Here is a 20,415-nt window from a genome sequence, read left to right on the forward strand (position 1 = left end):
GGGGCATGTTCCCGTGGCACGGGCGTTCGCTCGCACCCAAACGACGCGAGGACGGTCCCGGGTTCCCTGCGAGTTCAGGCGGCCTTGTCGCGCGCTTCGCGGATGAGCGAGAGGATGCGCGCGGCGGCGTCCGGGATATTCGTGCCGGGCCCGAAGATGGCGGCCACGCCAGCCTGCCGCAGGAAGTCGTAATCCTGGGCCGGGATCACACCGCCACAGACGACGAGGATGTCGCCCGCGCCCCGCGCGCGCAATGCCTCGACGAGCTTCGGTGCGAGGGTCCGGTGACCCGCCGCCTGGCTGGAGATGCCGACGACGTGGACATCGTTGTCGAGCGCGTCGTCGGCCGCCTCCTCCGGTGTCTGGAAGAGCGGTCCGACATCGACGTCGAAGCCGATATCGGCGAAGGCCGTGGCGATCACCTTGGCCCCGCGATCGTGCCCGTCCTGTCCCATCTTGACGACCAGCATCCGGGGCCGCCGCCCCTCGTCCTCCGCGAAGGCCTCGACGTCGCCCTGGATTCGGGCATAACCCTCGTCACCTTCATAGGCCGCGCCGTAGACGCCCGAGAGCGTCCTGACCTCAGCACGGTGGCGACCGAACACCTCCTCGAGCGCGTGGGAAATCTCGCCCACCGTCGCGCGCGCACGCGCCGCCTCCACCGCGAGCGCGAGGAGGTTGCCATCCCCCTCCGCCCCGGCCTTGAGCGCGGCGAGCGCCCGGTCGCAGGCGTCCTGGTCGCGGTCCGCCCGCAGCGTCTCGAGCCGCGCCATCTGGCTCTTTCTCACGCCCGCATTGTCGATGGAGCGGATATCGAGATCATCCTCCTTCTCTAGGCGGAACCGATTGACGCCGACAATGACCTCTTCGCCGCGGTCGATCGCAGCCTGCTTGCGGGCCGCCGCCTCCTCGATCCGGAGCTTCGGCATCCCGCTCTCGACGGCCTTCGTCATGCCGCCAAGCTCGTCCACCTCCGCGATCAGCGCGCGGGCCTTCTCTATCAGGTCGGCGGTGAGCTGCTCCACGTAGTAGGAGCCCGCGAGCGGATCGACGACGTTGGTGACCCCGGTCTCGTGCTGCAGGATGAGCTGCGTGTTGCGCGCGATGCGAGCGGAGAAATCCGTGGGCAGCGCGATCGCCTCGTCGAAGGAATTCGTGTGCAGCGATTGCGTGCCGCCGAGGACCGCCGACATCGCCTCGTAGGCCGTCCGCACGATGTTGTTGTAGGGATCCTGCTCCGCGAGGCTCACGCCGGATGTCTGGCAATGGGTCCGGAGCATGGAGGATTTCTCCTCCTTCGGCTCGAATTCCTGCATGATCTCGTGCCAGAGGAACCGCGCGGCGCGCAGCTTCGCGGCCTCCATGAAGAAGTTCATGCCGATGGCGAAGAAGAACGACAGCCGCCCGGCGAAACGATCGACATCCATGCCGCGCGCCACCGCCGTCTTCACGTATTCCTTGCCGTCGGCCAGCGTGAAGGCCAGCTCCTGCACCAGGTTCGCCCCCGCTTCCTGCATGTGGTAGCCGGAGATCGAGATGGAATTGAAGCGCGGCATCTCGGTGGCGGTGTACTCGATGATGTCGGCGACGATACGCATCGAAGGCTCGGGCGGATAGATGTAGGTGTTGCGGACCATGAACTCCTTGAGGATGTCGTTCTGGATGGTCCCCGAGAGCCGCGCGCGCTCCACCCCCTGCTCTTCTCCCGCGACGATGAAGCTCGCCAGAACAGGGATCACCGCGCCGTTCATCGTCATCGAGACCGAGATGTCCTGGAGCGGGATGCCGTCGAAGAGGACCTTCATGTCCTCGACCGAGTCGATGGCGACGCCCGCCTTGCCGACATCTCCCTCCACCCGCGGATGGTCGCTGTCGTAGCCGCGATGGGTGGCGAGGTCGAAGGCGACGCTTACCCCCTGCTGTCCCGCGGCGAGGTTGCGGCGGTAGAAGGCGTTCGATTCCTCCGCGGTCGAGAACCCCGCGTATTGGCGGATCGTCCAGGGGCGGCCCGCATACATCGTGGCCTTCACGCCGCGCGTGAAGGGCGGCTCGCCCGGCAGCGTACCCATGTGCTCATGCGGGGCCGGACCCGTCCCCGCATGGACTGGGGCGACGTCGATCCCCTCCGCCGTGCGCCAGGTCAGGTCCTCGATGGTGCGGCCCCGCAATTCGCCTTCCGCGCGCTTCTGCCAATTGTCCATCATCCAATCCTCGTCCCGCGGCGCACGGTCACATCCACGCAAGACCGTGCGGGGTTCCGCTTCTTATTACGCCCTTGCCGCACTATATCCATAACATGATGCGGCTGGCCCCATTCCTCATACTTTTCGCAGGTCTCTCGACGACGCTTCCCGGCGCCGCTCAGGAAACCGAACAGACCGTGGTTGCGACGGAGACGCCCGTGCTCACCGCCCCAGTGGATCGCTGGCGGGAAGACCCGCAGGTCCGGTTCGAGTCGATCGACGTCGAACTCGACGATTTCAAGTGGATCGCCCGACCGGTCGTTGTCTTCGCCGACAGCCCGAACGATCCTGCCTTCCAGGAGCAGATCGACCTGCTCGCCGGCCGTGCGGAGGATCTCGCGCGCCGTGACGTGGTGGTGATCACCGATACCGAGCCCGACGCCATGTCCGACCTGCGACGCCGATTGCGTCCTCGCGGCTTCATGATGGTGCTCATCGGCAAGGATGGCGACGTCAAGCTGCGCAAGCCTTTCCCCTGGGATGTGCGTGAGATCACGCGCAGCATCGACAAGATGCCCATGCGGCTTCAGGAGCTTCGCGAACAGCGCAACGCGAACCAGTAGCAGCCACCGCCCGCAAGGCCGAGGCCCGCCGCGCGCGATCCGTCATTCGAACTCCATGATCACGTCGTCCACCGCGAGGGAATCGCCCGCTGCGGCGCGGATGCGCGTGACCTTGCCCTTGCGTTCGGCACGCAGGATGTTCTCCATCTTCATGGCTTCGACGGTGCAGAGATTCTGACCGACCTCCACATCGTCGCCCTCCGCCACCGCGAGCTTCACGACGAGGCCCGGCATCGGGCAGAGCAGGAGCTTCGACGTGTCCGCCTCCTCCCGCACCGGCATCAGCGCGGCCAGACGCGCCTGCCGCGGCGACCAGACATGGACGTCGAGCATCGCGCCACGGGTTCGGAGCCGGTAGCCGCCGGTGATCGGCTCGACCTTCAGGACGAGCGGCGCGCCGTCCACCTGGAGCCGCGCGAGCGGTTCGCCGGGCCGCCAGTCGGAGGCCACGCGGCGCTCCGTCCCGTCCTCGAACCGGACCGTCGCGCCGTCGCGGTCGGCGTCGGTCACCAGGTTCCAAGTCCGCCCGTCGATATCCACCACCCAATCCGTGCCGATCTTGCGCTCGTGGTTGCCCATGCGGCCGGAGATGCGGGTTCGGCGGATCTCCTCGACACGGTGCATGGCGGCTGCCGACGCGGCGATCCGCGCGAGCGCGTCGTCGGAAAGCGCGACGCCCGAGAAGCCCCCCTCGTATTCCTCCGCGATGAAGGCCGTCGTCATCTCGCCGGCGACGAATTTCGGATGATCCATCACGGCGGCGAGGAATGGCAGGTTGTGACCGATCCCCTCCATCTCGAACCGGTCGAGCGCCAGCCGCATGGCTTCGAGCGCACCGTCGCGATCCTCGGCCCAGGTGCAGAGCTTGGCGATCATCGGGTCGTAGTACATCGAGATCTCGCCGCCCTCGAAGACGCCGGTATCGTTGCGGACCGCCGTGTCGCCCGCGGGCGCCTCGCTTCCGTCCGGCAACGGGAGCCACTTGCCCGAAACCTGCAGCGGACCTGCCGAGCGTTCGGCCGGCGGGCGGTAACGGATCAGCCGGCCGATCGAGGGCAGGAAACCGCGATAGGGATCCTCCGCGTAGACCCGGCTCTCGATCGCCCAACCGGTGAGCTTTACATCATCCTGGGTGAACCCGAGCGGCTCGCCCGCGGCGACCCGGATCATCTGCTCCACCAGATCGACGCCGGTGATGAGTTCGGTCACCGGATGCTCGACCTGCAGCCGGGTGTTCATCTCGAGGAAATAGAAGTTCCGGTCGCCGTCGACGATGAACTCGACCGTCCCGGCCGAGGTATACCCTACCGCCTGCGCGAGCGCGCAGGCCTGCTCGCCCATCGCCTTCCGTGTCGCCGCGTCGAGGAACGGCGAAGGCGCCTCCTCGATGACCTTCTGGTTGCGGCGCTGGATCGAGCATTCGCGCTCACCCAGGTAGATCGTGTTGCCGTGCTGGTCGGCGAGCACCTGGATCTCGATATGGCGCGGCTGCGTCACGAACTTCTCGATGAAGATCCGGTCGTCGCCGAAAGAATTGGCCGCCTCGTTCTTCGAGCTCTGGAAGCCCTCGCGCGCTTCCTCGTCGTCCCAGGCGATCCGCATTCCCTTGCCGCCACCGCCGGCGGAGGCCTTGATCATCACCGGATAGCCGATCTCGGAGGCGATCCGCACGGCCTCGTCCGCATCCTCGATGAGGCCCATGTGGCCCGGCACCGTGCTCACGCCCGCTTCGTCGGCGAGCTTCTTTGAGGTGATCTTGTCCCCCATCGCCTCGATCGCGCCCTTGGGCGGGCCGATGAAGGCGACCCCCTCCTTTTCCAGCGCGGCAGCGAATTTCGGGTTCTCGCTGAGAAACCCGTAGCCCGGATGCACCGCATCGGCGCCCGTCTCGCGGATCGCCCGAAGCACATTGTCGATGACGATGTAGGATTCGTTGGCCGGGGCCGGACCCACATGCACCGCCTCGTCGGCCATGCGGACATGCAGCGCGTAGCGGTCCGCGTCGGAGAAGATCGCGACGGTCGGGATCCCCATCCGCTGCGCCGTCTTGATCACGCGGCACGCGATCTCGCCGCGATTGGCGATCAGAAGTTTGGAGAAGAGTGCGCCGCCCGTGCGGCGTGTGGAACTCATCGCGGGCACATCTGGGGAACGACGCCCTTGCAGGGATCGTCGGGAGCGTATTGCGGGCCCCACGCCTCGTCGATGATCGGCCCCGATGGTACCGGTGGCGCGCATCCGGCGAGGCCGCAGACCACGATCAGGCCGGCAAAGGGCAAATATCGACGCATCTTCACTCCCTCGGTCTTTATTTTCGCATTGATGCCACGCCCGCGAAGGCCGAGACAACTGCCAAAACTTCAAGGATCGGGAAGGGGTTGCGCGATATACGCCCGAAGGAATGGTCCGATCGGGGAGATCGGACCACCTAGGCGTCATCTGCTATATATCATTAAAGCGTGAATTGTGCTGGATATATGGGCGCTCTAACGCGGTCGCGCCGCTCCAGTTCCACCGCAAGCAACGAAATTCCTCGGCGAGCCCATCTCGGGATCGACGATACGGCAACCGCAGGGTCTCGCATCACCCGTCGAGGAGGCCGGGAAACGTCGCATCCGCGCGTTGCCGGTCGATTCGGAGCATGGCGGTATAGCTCGTCGGATCGAAGGGCTCCTCCGCGGCCACGACTTCACGTCCAAACAGCCAGGACAATCGACCCGCATCGAGATTGCCGCGCTCGAACGGCTCCGCACCGAATTGCAGCCAGAGCGCGTGCAAGAACGCCTCGTCGGCGCGTCGGTCGCCCGCCCGGCGGTCTGCGAAGCGATCCCGTGCGACGATCCGGGTCGCGCCCTTCGGGTTCGACCGCCGGATCGTGAACTGGAAATCCGTTCCGGGGAGCCGCCCGGGAAAACCGCGATGCTTGATCATGTCGTGCACATCGCCTTTCGCCGGCCGGCGGACAGACCCGGGGTCCGTCCGCCAGGTGGGATCAGTACTTGCTGTAGGTCGGCTCGGGCTGAACCATCGGCGCGGGTTGCGTGTAGGTCACCGGCTCTTCGCGCGGGCCGCCACACGCGGCGGCGAAGGACACCAGGGCCAGGCCCGCGATGATCTTGATAGAGTTCGACATGGTCGGTTCCTTTGTCTCGTTTTCCGCGGGCTTCCGGATCGCGATCCGGGCCGCCCGACGCATCATGCGCGCGGGACCGTCGCATGGCCATAAGACATTGGCAATACGCGGCTATGTCGGACGCGGGACGACGGCAATCTGTGGCTGGCCGGCATCAAGCGGCGAGGCCGTCGCGGGGAGGTCAGCTCCGCGGGGCGGCCAGGCAATCGATCTCAACGAGCGCGCCCACGGCGAGGGCCGTCACCCCAATCGTCGTGCGCGCCGGGCGACGATCTTCGGGAAAGAACTCCGCATAGACCTCGTTGAAGCAAGCGTAATCGCGCTCGAACTCCGTGAGATAGCACCGGCACTGGACCACGTCGCCGAGATCGAGGCCGAGACCGTCGAGGACCAGGCGCAGGTTCTCCATCACCCGCCGGGTCTGCGCCTCGATCCCGTCCGGCAGGGGCGCGTCGGGCGCTGCGGGATCGGTCGGCATCTGCCCCGTGAGCGCCACCCAGCCCGAGGCCTCGACCGCGTGGGAGAATGGCGCGACCGGGCGGGGCGCGTCGGGAAACAGGTGGAACTGGGGCAATGGGGTTCTTTCGGTCAGGGATCAGAGCGGAATGTTGTCGTGCTTCTTCCAGGGGTTCTCAAGTCGCTTGCCCCTGAGCGAGGCGAAGGCGCGGCAGACCCGCTTTCGCGTCGAATGCGGCAGTATGACCTCGTCGATGAAGCCCCTCTCCGCCGCCTTGAACGGGTTGGCGAAGTTCTCCTCGTATTCCGCCGTCCGCGCGGCAATCTTGTCGGCATCGCCGAGCTCCGATCGGTAGAGGATCTCCGTGGCACCCTTGGCCCCCATCACCGCGATCTCGGCGGTGGGCCAGGCATAGTTGAAATCGCCCCTGAGGTGCTTGGAACTCATGACGTCGTAGGCCCCGCCATAGGCCTTGCGGGTGATCACCGTCACCTTCGGCACGGTGGCCTCCCCATAGGCGAAGAGGAGCTTCGCGCCGTGCTTGATGACGCCCCCGTATTCCTGCCCCGTACCGGGCAGGAAACCGGGTACGTCCACAAGTGTGAGGATAGGGATGGAGAAGGCGTCGCAGAACCGCACGAACCGGGCCGCCTTGCGCGACGCATCGATGTCGAGGCACCCCGCGAGCACCATCGGCTGGTTCGCCACGACCCCCACGGTCGAGCCCTCGAGGCGGACGAAACCCGTCAGGATGTTCTTGGCGAAATTCTCCTGGATCTCGTAGAAATCTCCCTCGTCGGCGAGTTTCGCGATCAGTTCCTTCATGTCGTAGGGCATGTTGGGATTGTCGGGGATCAGCGTGTCGAGACTGTCGTCGATCCGGTTGGGCGCATCGAAGAAGGGACGGACCGGAACGGTGCCGCGGTTGGAGGCGGGCAGGAAATCCACGAGCCGGCGCACCTCGATCAGCGCCTCGACATCGTTCTCGAACGCCGCGTCGGCGACCGACGACTTCCGCGTATGGGTCGAGGCGCCGCCGAGCTCCTCCGCCGTCACGACCTCGTTCGTCACCGTCTTCACGACATCGGGCCCGGTGACGAACATGTAGGACGAGCCCTTCACCATGAGGATGAAATCGGTCATCGCGGGCGAGTAGACCGCGCCGCCCGCGCAGGGCCCCATGATCACGCTGATCTGCGGGATCACGCCCGACGCCATCACGTTGCGCTGGAACACCTCGGCATAGCCCGCGAGGCTCGCCACGCCCTCCTGGATGCGGGCGCCGCCCGAATCGTTGAGCCCGATCACCGGCGCGCCGTTCTGCATCGCCATGTCCATGATCTTGCAGATTTTTTTCGCGTGCGTCTCGCTGAGCGAACCGCCGAGCACGGTGAAATCCTGCGAAAAGACATAGACCTGCCGACCGTTGATCGTGCCCCAGCCGGTGATGACGCCGTCGCCGTAGACCTTGTTCTCGGCCATGCCGAAATCCGTCGCCCGATGGGTGACGAACATGTCGAACTCCTCGAAGGAATCCTCGTCGAGCAGCAGGTCGAGCCGCTCGCGCGCGGTCAGTTTGCCCTTTCCGTGCTGCGCCTCGATCCGGGCGTCGCCGCCGCCTTTGCGCGCATCGGCACGCCGTGCTTCCAGTTGATCGAGGATATCCTTCATCTCGTCCCGTCCTTCGGTTCCGTCCGCGCCACAGTATGACGGTGCATCTCGCCTCGGAAAGGGCAAAGTCCCCGGCGGACGATCCGAACGTCGATGGAGAGGCATGTCTACAGCGCATACCGGCCATGCATTGGATCACCGGCGGCTGCGGCTTAGCTTCGCAGGATGACGAATTTTTCACCAGTCCGCTTCCTCGATTCGCGCACACCGCCGCATATCGCGACACTGATCCTCGTCACCTCCCTCTCGGCGCTGTCGATGAACCTGTTCCTGCCGTCGCTGCCGAACATGACGACGTTCTTCGAGACCGATTACGGCATCGTGCAGATTTCCGTCGCGGGCTACCTTTTCGTCAACGCGGCGATGCAGCTCATCATCGGCCCCGTCTCCGACCGTTACGGGCGGCGCGCGGTTCTCCTGACCTGCATCGTGATCTTCATCCTCGCCTCCTTCGCCTGCGCGGTGGCGACGAACATCTGGGTGTTCCTGTTCTTCCGCATGGTGCAGGCGTCGATCGTCGCCGGGATCGTGCTGCCGCGGGCTGCGATCCGGGATCTCTTCTCCTCCGATCGCGCGGCCTCCATGATCGGATGGGTGACGATGGGCATGTCGGTCGCGCCGATGATCGCGCCGGCCTTCGGCGGCATCCTCGACGGATTTTTCGGCTGGCAGGCGAACTTCGTCACGCTCGGCCTTCTGGGCATCGGCGCCCTCGCACTGGTCTGGTTCGACATGGGTGAGACGGCGGAGCGCTCGACGGGCAACATGCGCGAGCAGATCGCGCAATATCCGCAACTCCTGAAGTCGAGGCGGTTCTGGGGCTACGCCGCCACGTCCGCCTTCGCTTCAGGCGCGTTCTTCGCCTATCTCGGCGGCGCGCCCTATGTCGGATCCGAGGTCTTCGGGCTCACCCCGTCCGCCCTCGGCATCCATTTCGGCATGCCCGCCATCGGCTACATGATCGGAAACGGCATCTCGGGGCGCTATTCCGCGCGCATCGGCCTCCAGCGGATGCTGGTCTGGGGCACGATCATCAACGCGGCCGGCCTCGTCGCCGCGGTCCTCGTCTTCTATTCGGGCCTCGCCTCCGCGGTTCTCTTTTTCGGGTTCATGACCTTCGTGGGCCTCGGCAACGGTCTCGTGATGCCGAACGCGACCGCCGGCATGTTGAGCGTGAAACCGCATCTCGCGGGAACGGCCTCGGGCCTCGGCGGCGCGATCCTGATCGCCACGGGCGCGGTGCTCTCGGCCGTCGCGGGCTTCATCCTCTCCGGCTCCGCGAGCGCGCTGCCGCTTCTGGAACTGATGGCCGGCTCCGCCCTTCTCGCGGTGGTGACGATCGCGCTGACGATCAGGCGGGAGGCCCGGCTCGCGGCGGCGGGCGCCCCCGCCGAGTGAGCTTTCAGCCGATCTCCGGGGCGTAGGTCAGGATCACCGGCACGACGAGGTCCTCCTCGTCGGTCAGGTGCCGATCGAGGAAGGTTTCGAACCCGCCGAGCGTTTCCTCGAGCGTCCCGGCACCCGCTTTCGGATCGGCGGACGACAATCCCCGCAGCATCCCGTTCGTCGTCTCCGCGAGCCCGTTCAGATGGCCATCGAGCGCATGATGATCGGCGTCGAGGAGCGTGAAGCCCCGTTCGAGCCGTGCGTCGAGCCCCTGCAGGACCGGGAAGTAATGGTGGTCCTCGATCGAATGATGCGCGTGCAACTCACCGAGGAAGAATTGCGCCAGGCGCGCCGTCTCGCGCCCGTAGCGCTCCGGCGCGGTGCGACCGTCGAGGAAGGCTTGCGAGCCGCCGCGCAGCTTGCCGAGCACGTCCCGGAACATGAGGTGCCTGTCGAGCCAGAACCGCGTCAGCGGGCTGAAGTTCGGATGCGCCTCCCAGGTTCCGCGCGGCAGTTTCTCGACCAGGACGCGAAGCGCGTCGGGCAACCCCTCGCGTGTCTCGAGGCCTATCGCTGTGCCGTCCGCCATGCAGGATGCTCCCAGGGTTCCGCCGCATCGCGCGGCAATCTCCGGCCCAATATATGATCGGATGCCTTCTCGCCCACCATGATGGAGGGCCCGTTGAGATTGCCGTTCGTGACCTGCGGAAAGATCGAACTGTCGACGACGCGCAGGCCCTCCACCCCGATCACGCGGCAATCGGGATCGACGACCGCGCCGGGATCGTCCGGCATGCCCATCCGGCAGGTACCACAGGGATGATAGGCGCTCTCGGCATGGTCGCGGATCACCGCGTCGAGATCGTCGTCGCTCGCGACCTCCGCACCGGGAAGGAGTTCGCCGGCGGAGAAGGCCTCGATGGCGGGCTGCGCGAAGATCTCCCGCGTTAGCCTGATCGCGGCGCGGAAGTCGCGCCAGTCCTCATCGGTCGACATGTAGTTGAACCGGATCTCGGGCGCGCCCGCCGGCGTGCCGTCGCGCAGCCGCACGGTCCCGCGCGAGGGCGAGCGCATCGGCCCCACATGCGCCTGGAACCCGTGACCCGGCGCGATCATCTTCCCGTCGTAGCGCACGGCGAGCGGCAGGAAATGGATCTGGATGTCGGGATAGGGCACACCCGGCGCGGAGCGCAGGAAGGCGCAGGTCTCGAACTGGTTCGACGCGCCGGGACCACGCCCCGCGAGCGCCCAGAGAAGCGCGACCCGCGCGCGTCCGATGGGCCCCCAGTGGCGAAAAAGCGAGACGGGCTTCGACGCGCGCATCTGCACGTAGAGTTCCAGGTGATCCTGCAGGTTCCCGCCGACGCCGGGCCGGTCGACCGCGACCTCGATGCCCCGCTCCGCCAGATGTGCCCCCGGCCCGATGCCCGACAGCATCAGAAGCTGGGGCGAGTTGATCGCGCCGGCCGAAAGGATCACCTCCCGCCGCGCCCGGACCGTCTGCTTCTTCAGCACGATGCCACGGGCACGCCCGTCCACGATCTCCACCCGCTCCACCCTGCCCCGGACGAGGCGGCAGCGTTTCGTAGCGAGCGCGGGGCGAAGGTAGGCTTTCGCCGCCGACCAGCGGCGCCCGCGCCAGATCGTGGCCTCCATCGGCCCGACCCCCTCCTGCCGGGCGCCGTTGTAATCGGGCGTGGGGGCGTAGCCCGCCTGTGCACCGGCCTGCTCGAAGGCAGCGACGAGCGGGTTGTCGCGGGTCCCGCGCGAGATGTGGAGCGGCCCGGTCCGGCCGCGCCACTCGGGGTCCCCGCCATGCCCGCCATCGTGCCACTGCTCCATCCGCTTGAAGTACGGCAGCACGTCGGCAAAGCCCCACCCCTTCGCACCCAATCTCTCCCAGGTGGCGTAATCGCCGGGATGGCCGCGGACATAGACCATGCCGTTGATCGAGGACGAACCGCCGATCACGCGGCCCCGCGGGCAGGCGAGACGGCGATCGCCCAGATGGGGCTCAGGCTCGGAACGGTAACCCCAATCGTAGCGCGGCATGTTCATCGGAAAGCTGAGCGCCCCGGGCATGTTGATGAGCGGCCCCCAATCGCTGCCGCCATCCTCGACGACCACGACGGAATGCCCGGCCTCGGCCAGACGATAGGCCACCGCGCAGCCCGCGGATCCCGCTCCGACGACGACGTAATCGATCTCGATCATGGTCATGCCCGGACCGCCGCGAGGATCCGCGCGACCGCCGCCCTGCCGTCGAAGCGAGGCTCCGTCACGGCCCGAAGGTAAGTCCCGTCGATGAGCGCCGCCACCGTCTCCGCCGCCTCCGCGGCGCGCGGGTGTCCCTCGGAACGCAGCGCGTGGCGCAGGTTCGAGCGCAACCGCAGCTGGTAGATCCGCAGGAGCCGCCGCGCCCAGTCGGACCTCTGCGCCTCCACGTAGAATACCAGCCAGGCCGCGACGGTGAGGGGACGGAAATTCTCCGGCGCGACGCTCGCCGACACGATCGATGCCAGCCGGTCGCCCGATCCGGAAAGACCCTCGCGGACCGCGCTGCTGTAATCGGCGAGGATCTGGCGCATCGCGCCCTCGAGCATCTGCGCCTTGCCGCCGAAATAATGATGCGCCAGCGCCGGGGACATGCCCGCCTGCCGCGCGATCGCGGCCACGGTGACGTCGAGCCCGGAGGTGCCCACCTGCGCTATGGCGGCGTTGACCAGCGCCTTGCGCCTGATACCTTCGCTGTCGGGTCTCGCCATCGTCTAGGTCCTTCCAAGGGATCGTGCGACATCGATAAATTTGTTTGATTGATCAGTCAATCAACAGCGTAGGGGAAGAACATGATGAAATCGTCCATCGGAGCCGTGGCGCTCACCGCCGCTGCCACGACCGCTCTCGCCGATTGCGAAACGGTCACCTTCTCCGATGTCGGCTGGACCGACATCACCGCCACCACCGCGGTCGCGACCGTGGTGCTCGACGCGCTCGGCTACGACACGGAGACGAAGGTGCTCAGCGTGCCCTTCACCTACGCGTCCCTCGCCGAAGGCGATGTCGACGTGTTTCTCGGCAACTGGATGCCCACGATGGAGAACGACATCGCCCCCTACCGCGACGATGGCAGCGTGGAGACGGTTCGCGCCAACCTCGAAGGGGCGAAATACACGCTCGCGACCAACGCCGCCGGCGCCGCGCTGGGGATCGAGAGCTTCTCCGACATCGCCGGGCATGCCGACGCGCTCGAGAGCGAGGTCTATGGCATCGAGCCCGGCAATGACGGCAACCGCCTGATCCAGACGATGATCGAGGAGGATGCGTTCGGGCTGGGAGATTTCGACATCGTGGAAAGCTCCGAACAGGGCATGCTGGCGCAGGTCGAGCGGGCGAGCCGTCGCGAACAGCCGATCGTGTTCCTGGGCTGGGAGCCGCATCCGATGAACGCGCAGTTCGACCTGACCTATCTGACGGGGGGCGACGAGTATTTCGGTCCCGATCTCGGCGGCGCCACGGTCTATACGAACGTCTCCGCGGGTTATGCGGAGAGCTGTCCGAATATCGGGGCGTTCCTCGACAATCTCTCCTTCACGCTCGAGATGGAGAACGAGATCATGGGCGCCATCCTGAACGACGGCACCGATCCCGAGGCCGCCGCGACGACTTGGCTGACGGAGAACCCGGAGGTGCTTTCCGATTGGCTCGACGGGGTGACGACGCAATCGGGAGAGCCGGGGCTCGAGGCGGTCGAGAACGCGCTCGGGTTCTGATCCCGGCCCGATGCGCGCCTTCCTCGCCCTCGACCTGCCCGAAGAGCTGACCGCGGCGCTCGCGACCGCGCAGGAGGGGATCCGCGCGGGGCGGGTCGTGCCGGAGGAGGATCTGCACCTCACCCTCGCTTTCCTGGGCGAGGTCCGGCTCGACGCGCTCGACGATCTTGTTCTCGATCTGGAAATGTTGCGGCCCGGCCCGATCCGGATCGAGGCCGCCGGGCTCGAGATGTTCGGCGGTCCGAACCCGAGCTCGCTCCATATCCGCGTCGACGCCGCGCCCGAGCTTCTCCATCTCCAGCGCAAGACGGAGACGATGATCCGCCGCGCGGGCCTTGCCCTGCCCCGTCGCCGCTTCGTGCCGCACGTGACGCTCGCGCGCTTTCCGCGCACCATGAGTGCCGAGGACCATGCCCGGCTGGGACGTTTCCTCGCGGCGAAAAGCGACCTGCGGCTGCCGCCCGTCTGGAGCGACAGCCTCAGCCTGATGCAGTCGCGGCTGACCTCGGAAGGCCCGATCTACGACCCGATCGAAACCTTCGCGCTCGCCTGAAGTGGTATCATGGCGCGAGCCATTTGCCCTGGAACCCGTCGCCGCGGTCGAACACGGCGCGAAGATGCGGGTCTAGGCTCAGGTCGACCACGTCGAGCGACACGACATGCCCCGTCAGCACCGCGAACCTCTCCCGATCGGCGGTTCGGTCGTGGTCTTCCGGCGTCTCGATCGGCGTGCCCGGCGCAGGCCGGTTGCCGTAGTTCAGCCGCGCGACCTCCGGCATTGCCGCCCATACCGCGTTCAGCTCCGTGCCCGCGATGACCTTCATGTCCACCCGCGCGCGGAGCTGGACCTGTGTCTGCGGATCCCAGAAGAGAAAGGTCGCACGCGGCTCCGCGCGCAATTCCGCGACCTTCGGCGAAGCGAGATCGGTCTGCGCCCCGATCACCGCCCTGTCGCGGCAGGCCTCCCGCAGGACCACGAGCCGTGCCTCGGCGCCGCCGTCGAGGCCCGTCGTCGCCAGTACCGGGCTGCGCCAGGGATGGGCGGCGTCGTCTACCGCATCCATCAATCCCTGCCAGCACCGCGTCCAGATCGCACGTGGATCATCATTCATAACCCGTCATCTCAAGATACCCCCCACCAGAATGACTGCCTTCCACCATGAAGGGACCTTCCCAATAGGGAAAGGCAAGTGGCATCCAGCATTCGGGGTTGAGGGCGCGGACCGTGACGTCGAGCCCGTGATCGGGCAGCGTGACCCGCCAGACGACGGGAACGTCGCGTCCGGCCACCCGCGCGGTCTCGAGAGGTTCGGCGCCGAACGCCCCGTCGGGATACGGCGTGGGCGTGCCATCCGCGGCGATCCATGTCGCTGCGGTGAAGTCCGGCCCCGTCCCGCGGAGCCGGAATCCCATCAGCTTCTCTCCGCCATCGAGATGGAGAGAGAACCAGTCCCACCCGTTCTGCCCCTCGTCGAGCGGCTGCGACGACCATTCGCGGTCGAGCCAGGCCTGGCCCGTCACCTCCACATCGCCGTCCGGCAGTCGCAGCGTTCCCTCCGCGCGGTAGAAGGGCTGGGAATAGTAATGGCTCGCCTGGCCGGAGGCGGACTTGACCGAATATCCCTCGTCGCCCTGCAGGACGAACGGTCCCTGCGCGGCAAGCCGCAGGTCGTAGGAAAAGTCCGTCCCGGCGGCGCGCATGGTGACATCCGTGAGGGAGGGGCCCTCGAGCGCCCAGTCGTCGATCGCCGCGCGGAACGGATCGACCGTGACCCCCGCCTGACCGATCCCGCCCCGTGCGAGCCGCTCGGCCGCGAGGTGCCGGGTCTCGCTCGTCACCGCCGCATGGCCCATCCAGGCCTGCGGGTTGCCCCACCCGTCCGTCGGACCGTCGGGCGCGAGCGCGGAGCGGAAGAGCGTCCACTGCACGCCGTAAGGCGTCCCGTCCGCCGCGGCGAGGTTGGCCGTGACGTACCACCATTCGATCCGGAAGGCCGGATGCGGCGCGTGATCGCCGGGAAAGACGAGCCGCGTGTCCGGCGAGGGCTGCGCGAACGTCTCCGACGTCTCCCCGAGGCCGGCGAAACCCTGCGCGCGGAGGGGGCCCGCCGCGAGCGTCGCGCCCGCCCCGAGGATCAGCGTGCGACGGCGCATGGATCACCTCTCATTTGCGAAGACCTTCAGGAGATCGGAGGGCGGCATCCGCACGAGCCGGCGCGCCGGCGCGAGACCGGCAAGGAGCGCCGCGAGCAACGACAGACCTGCCAGGACCAGCCAGTCGCGCGGGAAGAAATGCAGAGGCAGCTTCCACCCGAACGCCTCCACATTGACGACCTGGAGGAGGATCCAGGCCAGCATGAGCCCCACCGGCAGCGCCGCCACGAAGGTCAGGGCCGCGAGAAGGGCCGCGCGCAGGAGCTCCAGCCGGGCGAGCCGCGCCCGTGTCAGGCCCAGCGCCCAGACCGGCGCGAGCTGCGGCTGGCGCATCGTGGCGAGCGTCATGAGCGAGGTGAGGATCGCAAAGCCCGCCACCCCCAGCGTCAGCACGTTGAGCGCTGAGGTCACGGCGAAGGTCCGCTCGAAGATGGCGAGGGAGAACTGCTTGACCGAAGCCTGATCGGAGATGTTTCCGGGCGGCAGGCCGAATTCGGTCACGAGGGCCCGCGTCAGCTTCTCGACTCGGCCCTCGTCGAGCCGCAGGGCGAATTGGCGGCGCGGGATACCGGGAAAGAGGGCGTCGAACCGGTCGAGCCCGATCATCGCCTGCGCGTTCGGGTTGCCGTAATCGCTGTAGACGCCCGCCACCGGTACGTTCTCCCCGTCCGGCAGGGCGATCTCGTCGCCGGGCCAGAGATCCGCCCGCCGGGCGAGCTGCTCGTTGACGAGGACGGCCTGCCCCGACGAGACGCGCGTCCAGACGTCGGGAGATTGATCGATAAGGGGCCAGTGATCGGTATAGATCACGTCGTGGGCGAAGCCGTAGAATTCCACCGGGCGTCCGGCGATCTCTCCGTCCGCGCTCCGGATGGGCAGGACGGCATCGACGCGAGGCGCGAGGAATTCCTGCAGCCGCCGCCCCTCGGCATCCGTCTCCGTGGTGACGTAGAGCTCCGCCGCTAGCCGCTGGTCGAGCCAGCCGGTGAAGGTCAAGCGGAAGGACTGCACCATCGTGCCCACGCCGATATTGGCCGCGAGCGCGAGGAGGAGCGCCATCAGCGCAAGGCTGAGCCCCGGGAGCTGCTGCCGCGTATCGGCCCAGAACCATTCCGCGAGCGGCCCCCTCGTCACGCGCGCGAGGCCCGCCAGTACCGCATGGAGAAAGATCGGCAGCATGAGGGCTGCCGCGACGAGAAGCGAGCCCAGTAGCAGGAAGGAGGAGACGAGCCCCGACCCCACCCAGCCCACGAGAAGGCCGGTGACGGCGAGCAGGACCGCCCCCACCGCCTGCCAGCGCATCGTCGCGGCCGACGCACGTGCCCAGGCACGGGGCTGCGCGGGCGCGAGGAGCGGCAGCCGCGCGACCTGCACCAGCGAGCCCGCGGCCGCGATGGCGGTGCCGAGAACCGCGATGGCGATCCCCGCGAGCCACCAGACGGGCCGCAGGCTCAACGTGCCCTCCACGTCCGCGCCGTAGAGCCCGCGCAGCGTCGCGGCGACATCGGGAAGCAGCATCGTCGCGATGAGCCAGCCCAGCGCCACGCCGAGCGTCCCCGCGATGAGCGCGAGGACGAGAAGCTCCGCGGACAGGAGGCCGAGCAGCACCCCGCGGCCGATCCCGAGAGCGCGAAGCGTGCGGAAGACGGGCCGGCGCTGTTCGAAGGCCAGACCGATCGCGCCGCGGACGATGAAGAGGCCCACCGCGAAGCTCAGCAGCCCGAAGGCGGTGAGGTTCAGGTGGAAACTGTCGGTCAGCCGCGCGATCTCGCCCCCGCCCGTCTCCGGCGCCTCCCGCACGAGATCCGGCGCGACCTCCTCGAGCGGCGGCGCCGTGAGATCGCTGGGTCCCGTGACGACGAGCCGGCTCAGCTCCCCGTTCCGCCCGAGAAGCCGCTGCGCCGTGCCGATATCGACATAGGCCGCGTTGGGCGGCACGTTCCTGCCGGTGATCCGCGGCGGCAGGTCCGTGCCCTCGAGCCGGTCGGCCGTGTCCTGATCGACGACGAGTTGTCCGGGCGGCGTCAGGAACGACAGGTCGACCCCGGATTGCCCGAGTTCCTCCGGCAGGTCTTCCGCGGGGAGGGTGAAGGGATCGACCCCGATGATGCGAAGCGACGTGCCGTCGAGATCGAGCCGCCCTTCCAGAAGCGGGCTCACGGCCCAACCCGCCCGCCGCAATGCGATATACGTCTCCTGCGCGATCGGTTCGCCGTCGCGCCGGGCGAGCGTGTCGCGCGCGGGACCCGCGAGGGTCTGTGCCGCACGGTCGTAGCTCGCGCGCGCCTCCGCGTTGATCGCCTGCACGCCCGACCAGAGCGCCGTCGCGGTGGCGAGGCCGAGCATCAGCGTCACGAGCTGGAACGGATGCCGCCACCAATGCGACAGGAGCGCTTGCAGGCCGGCGGCGATCATGCGGAGACGACGCCCCGCGAGAGATGGACACGCCGACCCATGCGTTCGGCGAGCGCGCGGGAATGCGTCACGGTCAGGAGCGCCGCACCGGTTTCGGTCACGAGCTCGAGCATCAGGGTCAGGACCGCCGCGCCGCTCTCCTCGTCGAGATTGCCCGTAGGTTCGTCGGCGAGAACGAGGCGCGGTCGCGCCGCGAGGGCCCGCCCGATCGCGACGCGCTGCTGCTGCCCCCCCGATAGCTGTTCGGGATACTTGCGCAGATGCGCCTCGAGCCCGAGACGGCGGGCGAGCTCGGCGTTCCAGTCGGGATCGCATCTGCCGGCGAGCCGCGCCTGGAACGCGACGTTCGCGGCCGCGTCGAGCGAGGGGACGAGGTTGAATTGCTGGAAGATCACGCCGATCCGTTCGCGCCGAAGCCGCGCGCGGCGGTGATCGTCGAGCGCTCCGATCTCGACATCGTCGAGGACGACACGTCCGGCATCCGGCGTGTCGAGGCCGCCGATCACGTGCAGGAGGGTCGATTTGCCCGACCCGCTCTCCCCCGTCAGGGCCAGCGTCTCTCCCGCGTCGAGCGCCAGATCGATTCCGCGGAGCACCGGCACGGGCCCGTCCGCACCGGGGTAGGATTTCGTAACGCCTTCGACGCGGAGCAAATCGTCATCCTCATACTGACCACAAGGGACGTAACCTTCAGGTCCGCCGAAGGAACGGGGTGCGACAATCGTACAACTGCCGGATCGACCTGCCGGTTGCGCAACCATTGATTGCAAGATGACGCCGCCCGAGCAGCTTATACATGCGTCAGGTTGCCCCGCACGTCATGCGGAGCCATCAGAAGGGATGTGGACGCCCATCCCAGGTCTCGAAAGCTCCGGTCGTGGCGAGATCGAGCGCATCGAAGCGCTCCAGCAATCCCGCGGCGGAGTTCTCCGGCGTGAGCGCCGCGGAGGCTCCCCCCATGTCCGTCCGGACCCAGCCCGGATGATAGATGGCGACGGCGACCCCGTCGGATTTCAGATCGCGTGCGAGATTGCGGCCCAGGTTGATCGCCGCGGCCTTCGAGGCGCGATAGATCAGGCTGCCGCCCGACGCGATCTCGGACGAGCCCATCTGGGAGGAAATGATGGCCACTTTTCCACCCGCCTGGCGCAAGGCCGGCAGGAAGGCCTGGATCGTCAGGAAGACGCCCGTGACGTTCGTCGCGAAACCCGCCTCCCACATTTCCGGCGGATAACCCTCCGCAAGCGACTGTCCCTTGTCGGGATAGATACCGGCGTTGCAGACGAGAAGATCAAGCGGTGGCTCTCCCCAGGCTTCGCGGCAAGCGGTGACGGAGGTGGGATCGGTCACGTCGAGTGCGAGCCAGCCCTCTTCCCGCGCCTGCCGGGCGGTACCGGTGACCTCGACACCCCTACCCCGCAACGCCGCATGGAGCGCCGCTCCGATGCCGCGGTTGGCGCCCGTGACGAGCGCCCGGCGGGCCCTGTCGCCGCTCAATTGACTTTCGCCCGGGGCAGGAACGGCAGCGGCGCGACCGGGATCCCGTCCTCGACAAGCTTGCGGGCCTCGCCGATGCGGGCCTCGCCGTAGATCGCGCGCCTTGCGCTGCTGCCCTCGTGCATCGCCCTCGCCTCCTTGACGAAATCCGCGCCAACGTAGTCGGACTGCGCCTCGACGCGACGGCGAAGTTCCGCGAGCGGATGCTCCTCCTTGGCCGGCTCCGGGGCGGCGTCCTGCCCCGACACACGAGGGGCCATCAAGGCTTTCTCGACCTCCGTCGAATTGCAATCCGGACAGGCGACCTGACGCGCATCGCGCAGCGCATCGTATGCCGATCCGGAGCGGAACCAGCTTTCGAAGGCATGGCCGTCGCGACATCTGAGACTGTAACGGATCATCTCTGGCGGAACTCCCGCGTGATTTCCGTATCATGTAGGAAGCTTGCGGCCCTCGGTCCAGCCGGGGCCGGTCAGCGGCGGATGCGGCGGGGATCGAAATCCTTCAGGATGCGGGCGAGCTCGGGCTCCTGCACCAGGGCGGACGCCTTCGACGGGGTCGTCCAGCGCCGCCGCCGCTCGTCGCGCTCCGGCCAGTCGTCGAGGACCGTCTTCGTCTGCAGCGGAAAGACCGCGACGACGCAGGGCAGGTCGTCGCCGCTCATTTCCTTCGTGTAGGTGAAGATGCCGATGCAGCGATCGTCGACCTTGCCCTTCACGCCCGCCTCCTCGAAGGCTTCGGTCGCGGCGGCCTCGGCCGGGGTCGCGCCATCCATCGGCCAGCCCTTCGGCACGACCCAGCGTCGCGTCCTGCGCGATGTCACCAGCAGGACCTGGACCTTGTTCTTCCGCACGCGCCAGCACAGGGCGCCGAACTGCGTCCGGACGTCACGCTTCCCGTTCGGCGGGACATTCATCGGGCGGATCATGGGGCCGGACAAATCCATCGGGCTACTCGATTGCTGCGGTGCTTTCGGCATTATCCTGCCGCAAATTTTTATATTTCATTAATCTCGATCGAGACCCCCGCTCGCTTTCCAGCATTCGCCGTGATTTGACCTGGACGATCGACTACCTATCCTCCCGGTAATGTATGACAATGCCGTAGAATCGTGCCTCGCCGCAAT

Annotated in this window: 21 protein-coding genes; 4 read left to right on the plus strand and 17 right to left on the minus strand. The window is 67.4% G+C overall.

The features are described 5' to 3' along the window. Window positions 1-74: 74 nt before the first annotated feature. Window positions 75-2,201: a methylmalonyl-CoA mutase gene (scpA, locus tag LX81_RS10630; RefSeq protein ID WP_111537347.1), complete on the minus strand. Its 2,127-nt coding sequence runs from the start codon at window positions 2,199-2,201 to the stop codon at window positions 75-77. A 98-nt stretch (window positions 2,202-2,299) separates the two neighbouring features. On the opposite strand from scpA, the gene LX81_RS10635 reads away from it, so the two are divergent. Next, complete coding sequence (locus LX81_RS10635; RefSeq protein WP_373280278.1) at window positions 2,300-2,806, plus strand: DUF4174 domain-containing protein; 507 nt, start codon at window positions 2,300-2,302, stop codon at window positions 2,804-2,806. Between the two features lie 42 nt (window positions 2,807-2,848). Here the strand turns inward: LX81_RS10635 and LX81_RS10640 are convergent, their stop codons facing one another. The 6 genes from LX81_RS10640 to LX81_RS10660 all read right to left on the minus strand — a co-directional run bounded on the left by LX81_RS10640 (window position 2,849) and on the right by LX81_RS10660 (window position 8,067). Next, the gene (locus LX81_RS10640) at window positions 2,849-4,939 is read right to left on the minus strand and encodes an acetyl-CoA carboxylase biotin carboxylase subunit (RefSeq protein ID WP_111537293.1); all 2,091 of its coding nucleotides are present in this window, start codon (window positions 4,937-4,939) and stop codon (window positions 2,849-2,851) included. Then, the gene (locus LX81_RS22500; RefSeq protein WP_211322747.1) at window positions 4,936-5,097 is read right to left on the minus strand and encodes a hypothetical protein; all 162 of its coding nucleotides are present in this window, start codon (window positions 5,095-5,097) and stop codon (window positions 4,936-4,938) included. Before LX81_RS22500 ends, LX81_RS10640 begins: the two co-directional genes overlap by 4 nt. Window positions 5,098-5,389: 292 nt before the next feature. Next, window positions 5,390-5,737: a hypothetical protein gene (locus tag LX81_RS10645; protein ID WP_111537349.1), complete on the minus strand. Its 348-nt coding sequence runs from the start codon at window positions 5,735-5,737 to the stop codon at window positions 5,390-5,392. Window positions 5,738-5,798: 61 nt separating this feature from the next. After that, the gene (locus tag LX81_RS22190) at window positions 5,799-5,939 is read right to left on the minus strand and encodes a hypothetical protein (protein ID WP_170133915.1); all 141 of its coding nucleotides are present in this window, start codon (window positions 5,937-5,939) and stop codon (window positions 5,799-5,801) included. A 181-nt stretch (window positions 5,940-6,120) separates the two neighbouring features. After that, a complete protein-coding gene (locus LX81_RS10655) occupies window positions 6,121-6,513 on the minus strand; it encodes a RidA family protein (protein WP_111537295.1) in 393 nt (130 codons plus the stop codon). 21 nt (window positions 6,514-6,534) lie between these two features. Beyond that, window positions 6,535-8,067, minus strand: coding sequence for an acyl-CoA carboxylase subunit beta (locus tag LX81_RS10660; protein ID WP_111537296.1), 1,533 nt, complete (start codon window positions 8,065-8,067; stop codon window positions 6,535-6,537). Window positions 8,068-8,232: 165 nt separating this feature from the next. On the opposite strand from LX81_RS10660, the gene LX81_RS10665 reads away from it, so the two are divergent. Beyond that, window positions 8,233-9,465, plus strand: coding sequence for a multidrug effflux MFS transporter (locus tag LX81_RS10665; protein WP_111537297.1), 1,233 nt, complete (start codon window positions 8,233-8,235; stop codon window positions 9,463-9,465). A gap of 4 nt (window positions 9,466-9,469) precedes the next feature. On the opposite strand, the gene LX81_RS10670 is transcribed toward LX81_RS10665, so the two are convergent. From LX81_RS10670 to betI, 3 genes are read right to left on the minus strand one after another with little or no spacing between them, the layout of a single operon-like run. Then, a complete protein-coding gene (locus tag LX81_RS10670) occupies window positions 9,470-10,042 on the minus strand; it encodes a hemerythrin domain-containing protein (protein ID WP_111537298.1) in 573 nt (190 codons plus the stop codon). Next, complete coding sequence (locus tag LX81_RS10675) at window positions 10,021-11,664, minus strand: choline dehydrogenase (RefSeq protein WP_111537350.1); 1,644 nt, start codon at window positions 11,662-11,664, stop codon at window positions 10,021-10,023. Before LX81_RS10675 ends, LX81_RS10670 begins: the two co-directional genes overlap by 22 nt. 5 nt (window positions 11,665-11,669) lie before the next feature. Continuing rightward, the gene (gene betI, locus LX81_RS10680; protein ID WP_111537299.1) at window positions 11,670-12,218 is read right to left on the minus strand and encodes a transcriptional regulator BetI; all 549 of its coding nucleotides are present in this window, start codon (window positions 12,216-12,218) and stop codon (window positions 11,670-11,672) included. Window positions 12,219-12,299: 81 nt separating this feature from the next. On the opposite strand from betI, the gene choX reads away from it, so the two are divergent. Beyond that, window positions 12,300-13,223 (plus strand): choline ABC transporter substrate-binding protein, encoded by a 924-nt coding sequence (choX, locus tag LX81_RS10685; protein ID WP_111537300.1) that lies wholly within the window; start codon window positions 12,300-12,302, stop codon window positions 13,221-13,223. Between the two features lie 10 nt (window positions 13,224-13,233). Continuing rightward, window positions 13,234-13,776 (plus strand): RNA 2',3'-cyclic phosphodiesterase, encoded by a 543-nt coding sequence (gene thpR / locus LX81_RS10690; RefSeq protein ID WP_111537301.1) that lies wholly within the window; start codon window positions 13,234-13,236, stop codon window positions 13,774-13,776. Between the two features lie 7 nt (window positions 13,777-13,783). On the opposite strand, the gene LX81_RS10695 is transcribed toward thpR, so the two are convergent. The 7 genes from LX81_RS10695 to LX81_RS10725 form a co-directional block, all read right to left on the minus strand. Then, on the minus strand, window positions 13,784-14,335 hold the full coding sequence (locus LX81_RS10695; RefSeq protein WP_111537302.1) for a PNPOx family protein: 552 nt from the start codon (window positions 14,333-14,335) through the stop codon (window positions 13,784-13,786). Further along, the gene (locus LX81_RS10700) at window positions 14,328-15,377 is read right to left on the minus strand and encodes a lipocalin-like domain-containing protein (RefSeq protein WP_111537303.1); all 1,050 of its coding nucleotides are present in this window, start codon (window positions 15,375-15,377) and stop codon (window positions 14,328-14,330) included. Before LX81_RS10700 ends, LX81_RS10695 begins: the two co-directional genes overlap by 8 nt. 3 nt (window positions 15,378-15,380) lie before the next feature. After that, a complete protein-coding gene (locus LX81_RS10705) occupies window positions 15,381-17,792 on the minus strand; it encodes an FtsX-like permease family protein (protein ID WP_111537304.1) in 2,412 nt (803 codons plus the stop codon). Beyond that, complete coding sequence (locus tag LX81_RS10710) at window positions 17,789-18,445, minus strand: ABC transporter ATP-binding protein (RefSeq protein WP_234822566.1); 657 nt, start codon at window positions 18,443-18,445, stop codon at window positions 17,789-17,791. The genes LX81_RS10705 and LX81_RS10710 overlap by 4 nt, the downstream gene beginning before the upstream one ends. A gap of 178 nt (window positions 18,446-18,623) precedes the next feature. Further along, entirely contained in the window at window positions 18,624-19,289 is a 666-nt protein-coding gene (locus LX81_RS10715; protein WP_111537306.1) for an SDR family oxidoreductase, read from the minus strand. After that, window positions 19,286-19,690, minus strand: coding sequence for a DUF1178 family protein (locus tag LX81_RS10720; protein ID WP_111537307.1), 405 nt, complete (start codon window positions 19,688-19,690; stop codon window positions 19,286-19,288). The genes LX81_RS10715 and LX81_RS10720 overlap by 4 nt, the downstream gene beginning before the upstream one ends. 71 nt (window positions 19,691-19,761) lie before the next feature. After that, the gene (locus LX81_RS10725; RefSeq protein WP_111537351.1) at window positions 19,762-20,217 is read right to left on the minus strand and encodes an NUDIX hydrolase; all 456 of its coding nucleotides are present in this window, start codon (window positions 20,215-20,217) and stop codon (window positions 19,762-19,764) included. Window positions 20,218-20,415: the final 198 nt, after the last annotated feature.

The organism is Palleronia aestuarii, from assembly GCF_003253995.1.
GTDB lineage: Bacteria > Pseudomonadota > Alphaproteobacteria > Rhodobacterales > Rhodobacteraceae > Palleronia > Palleronia aestuarii.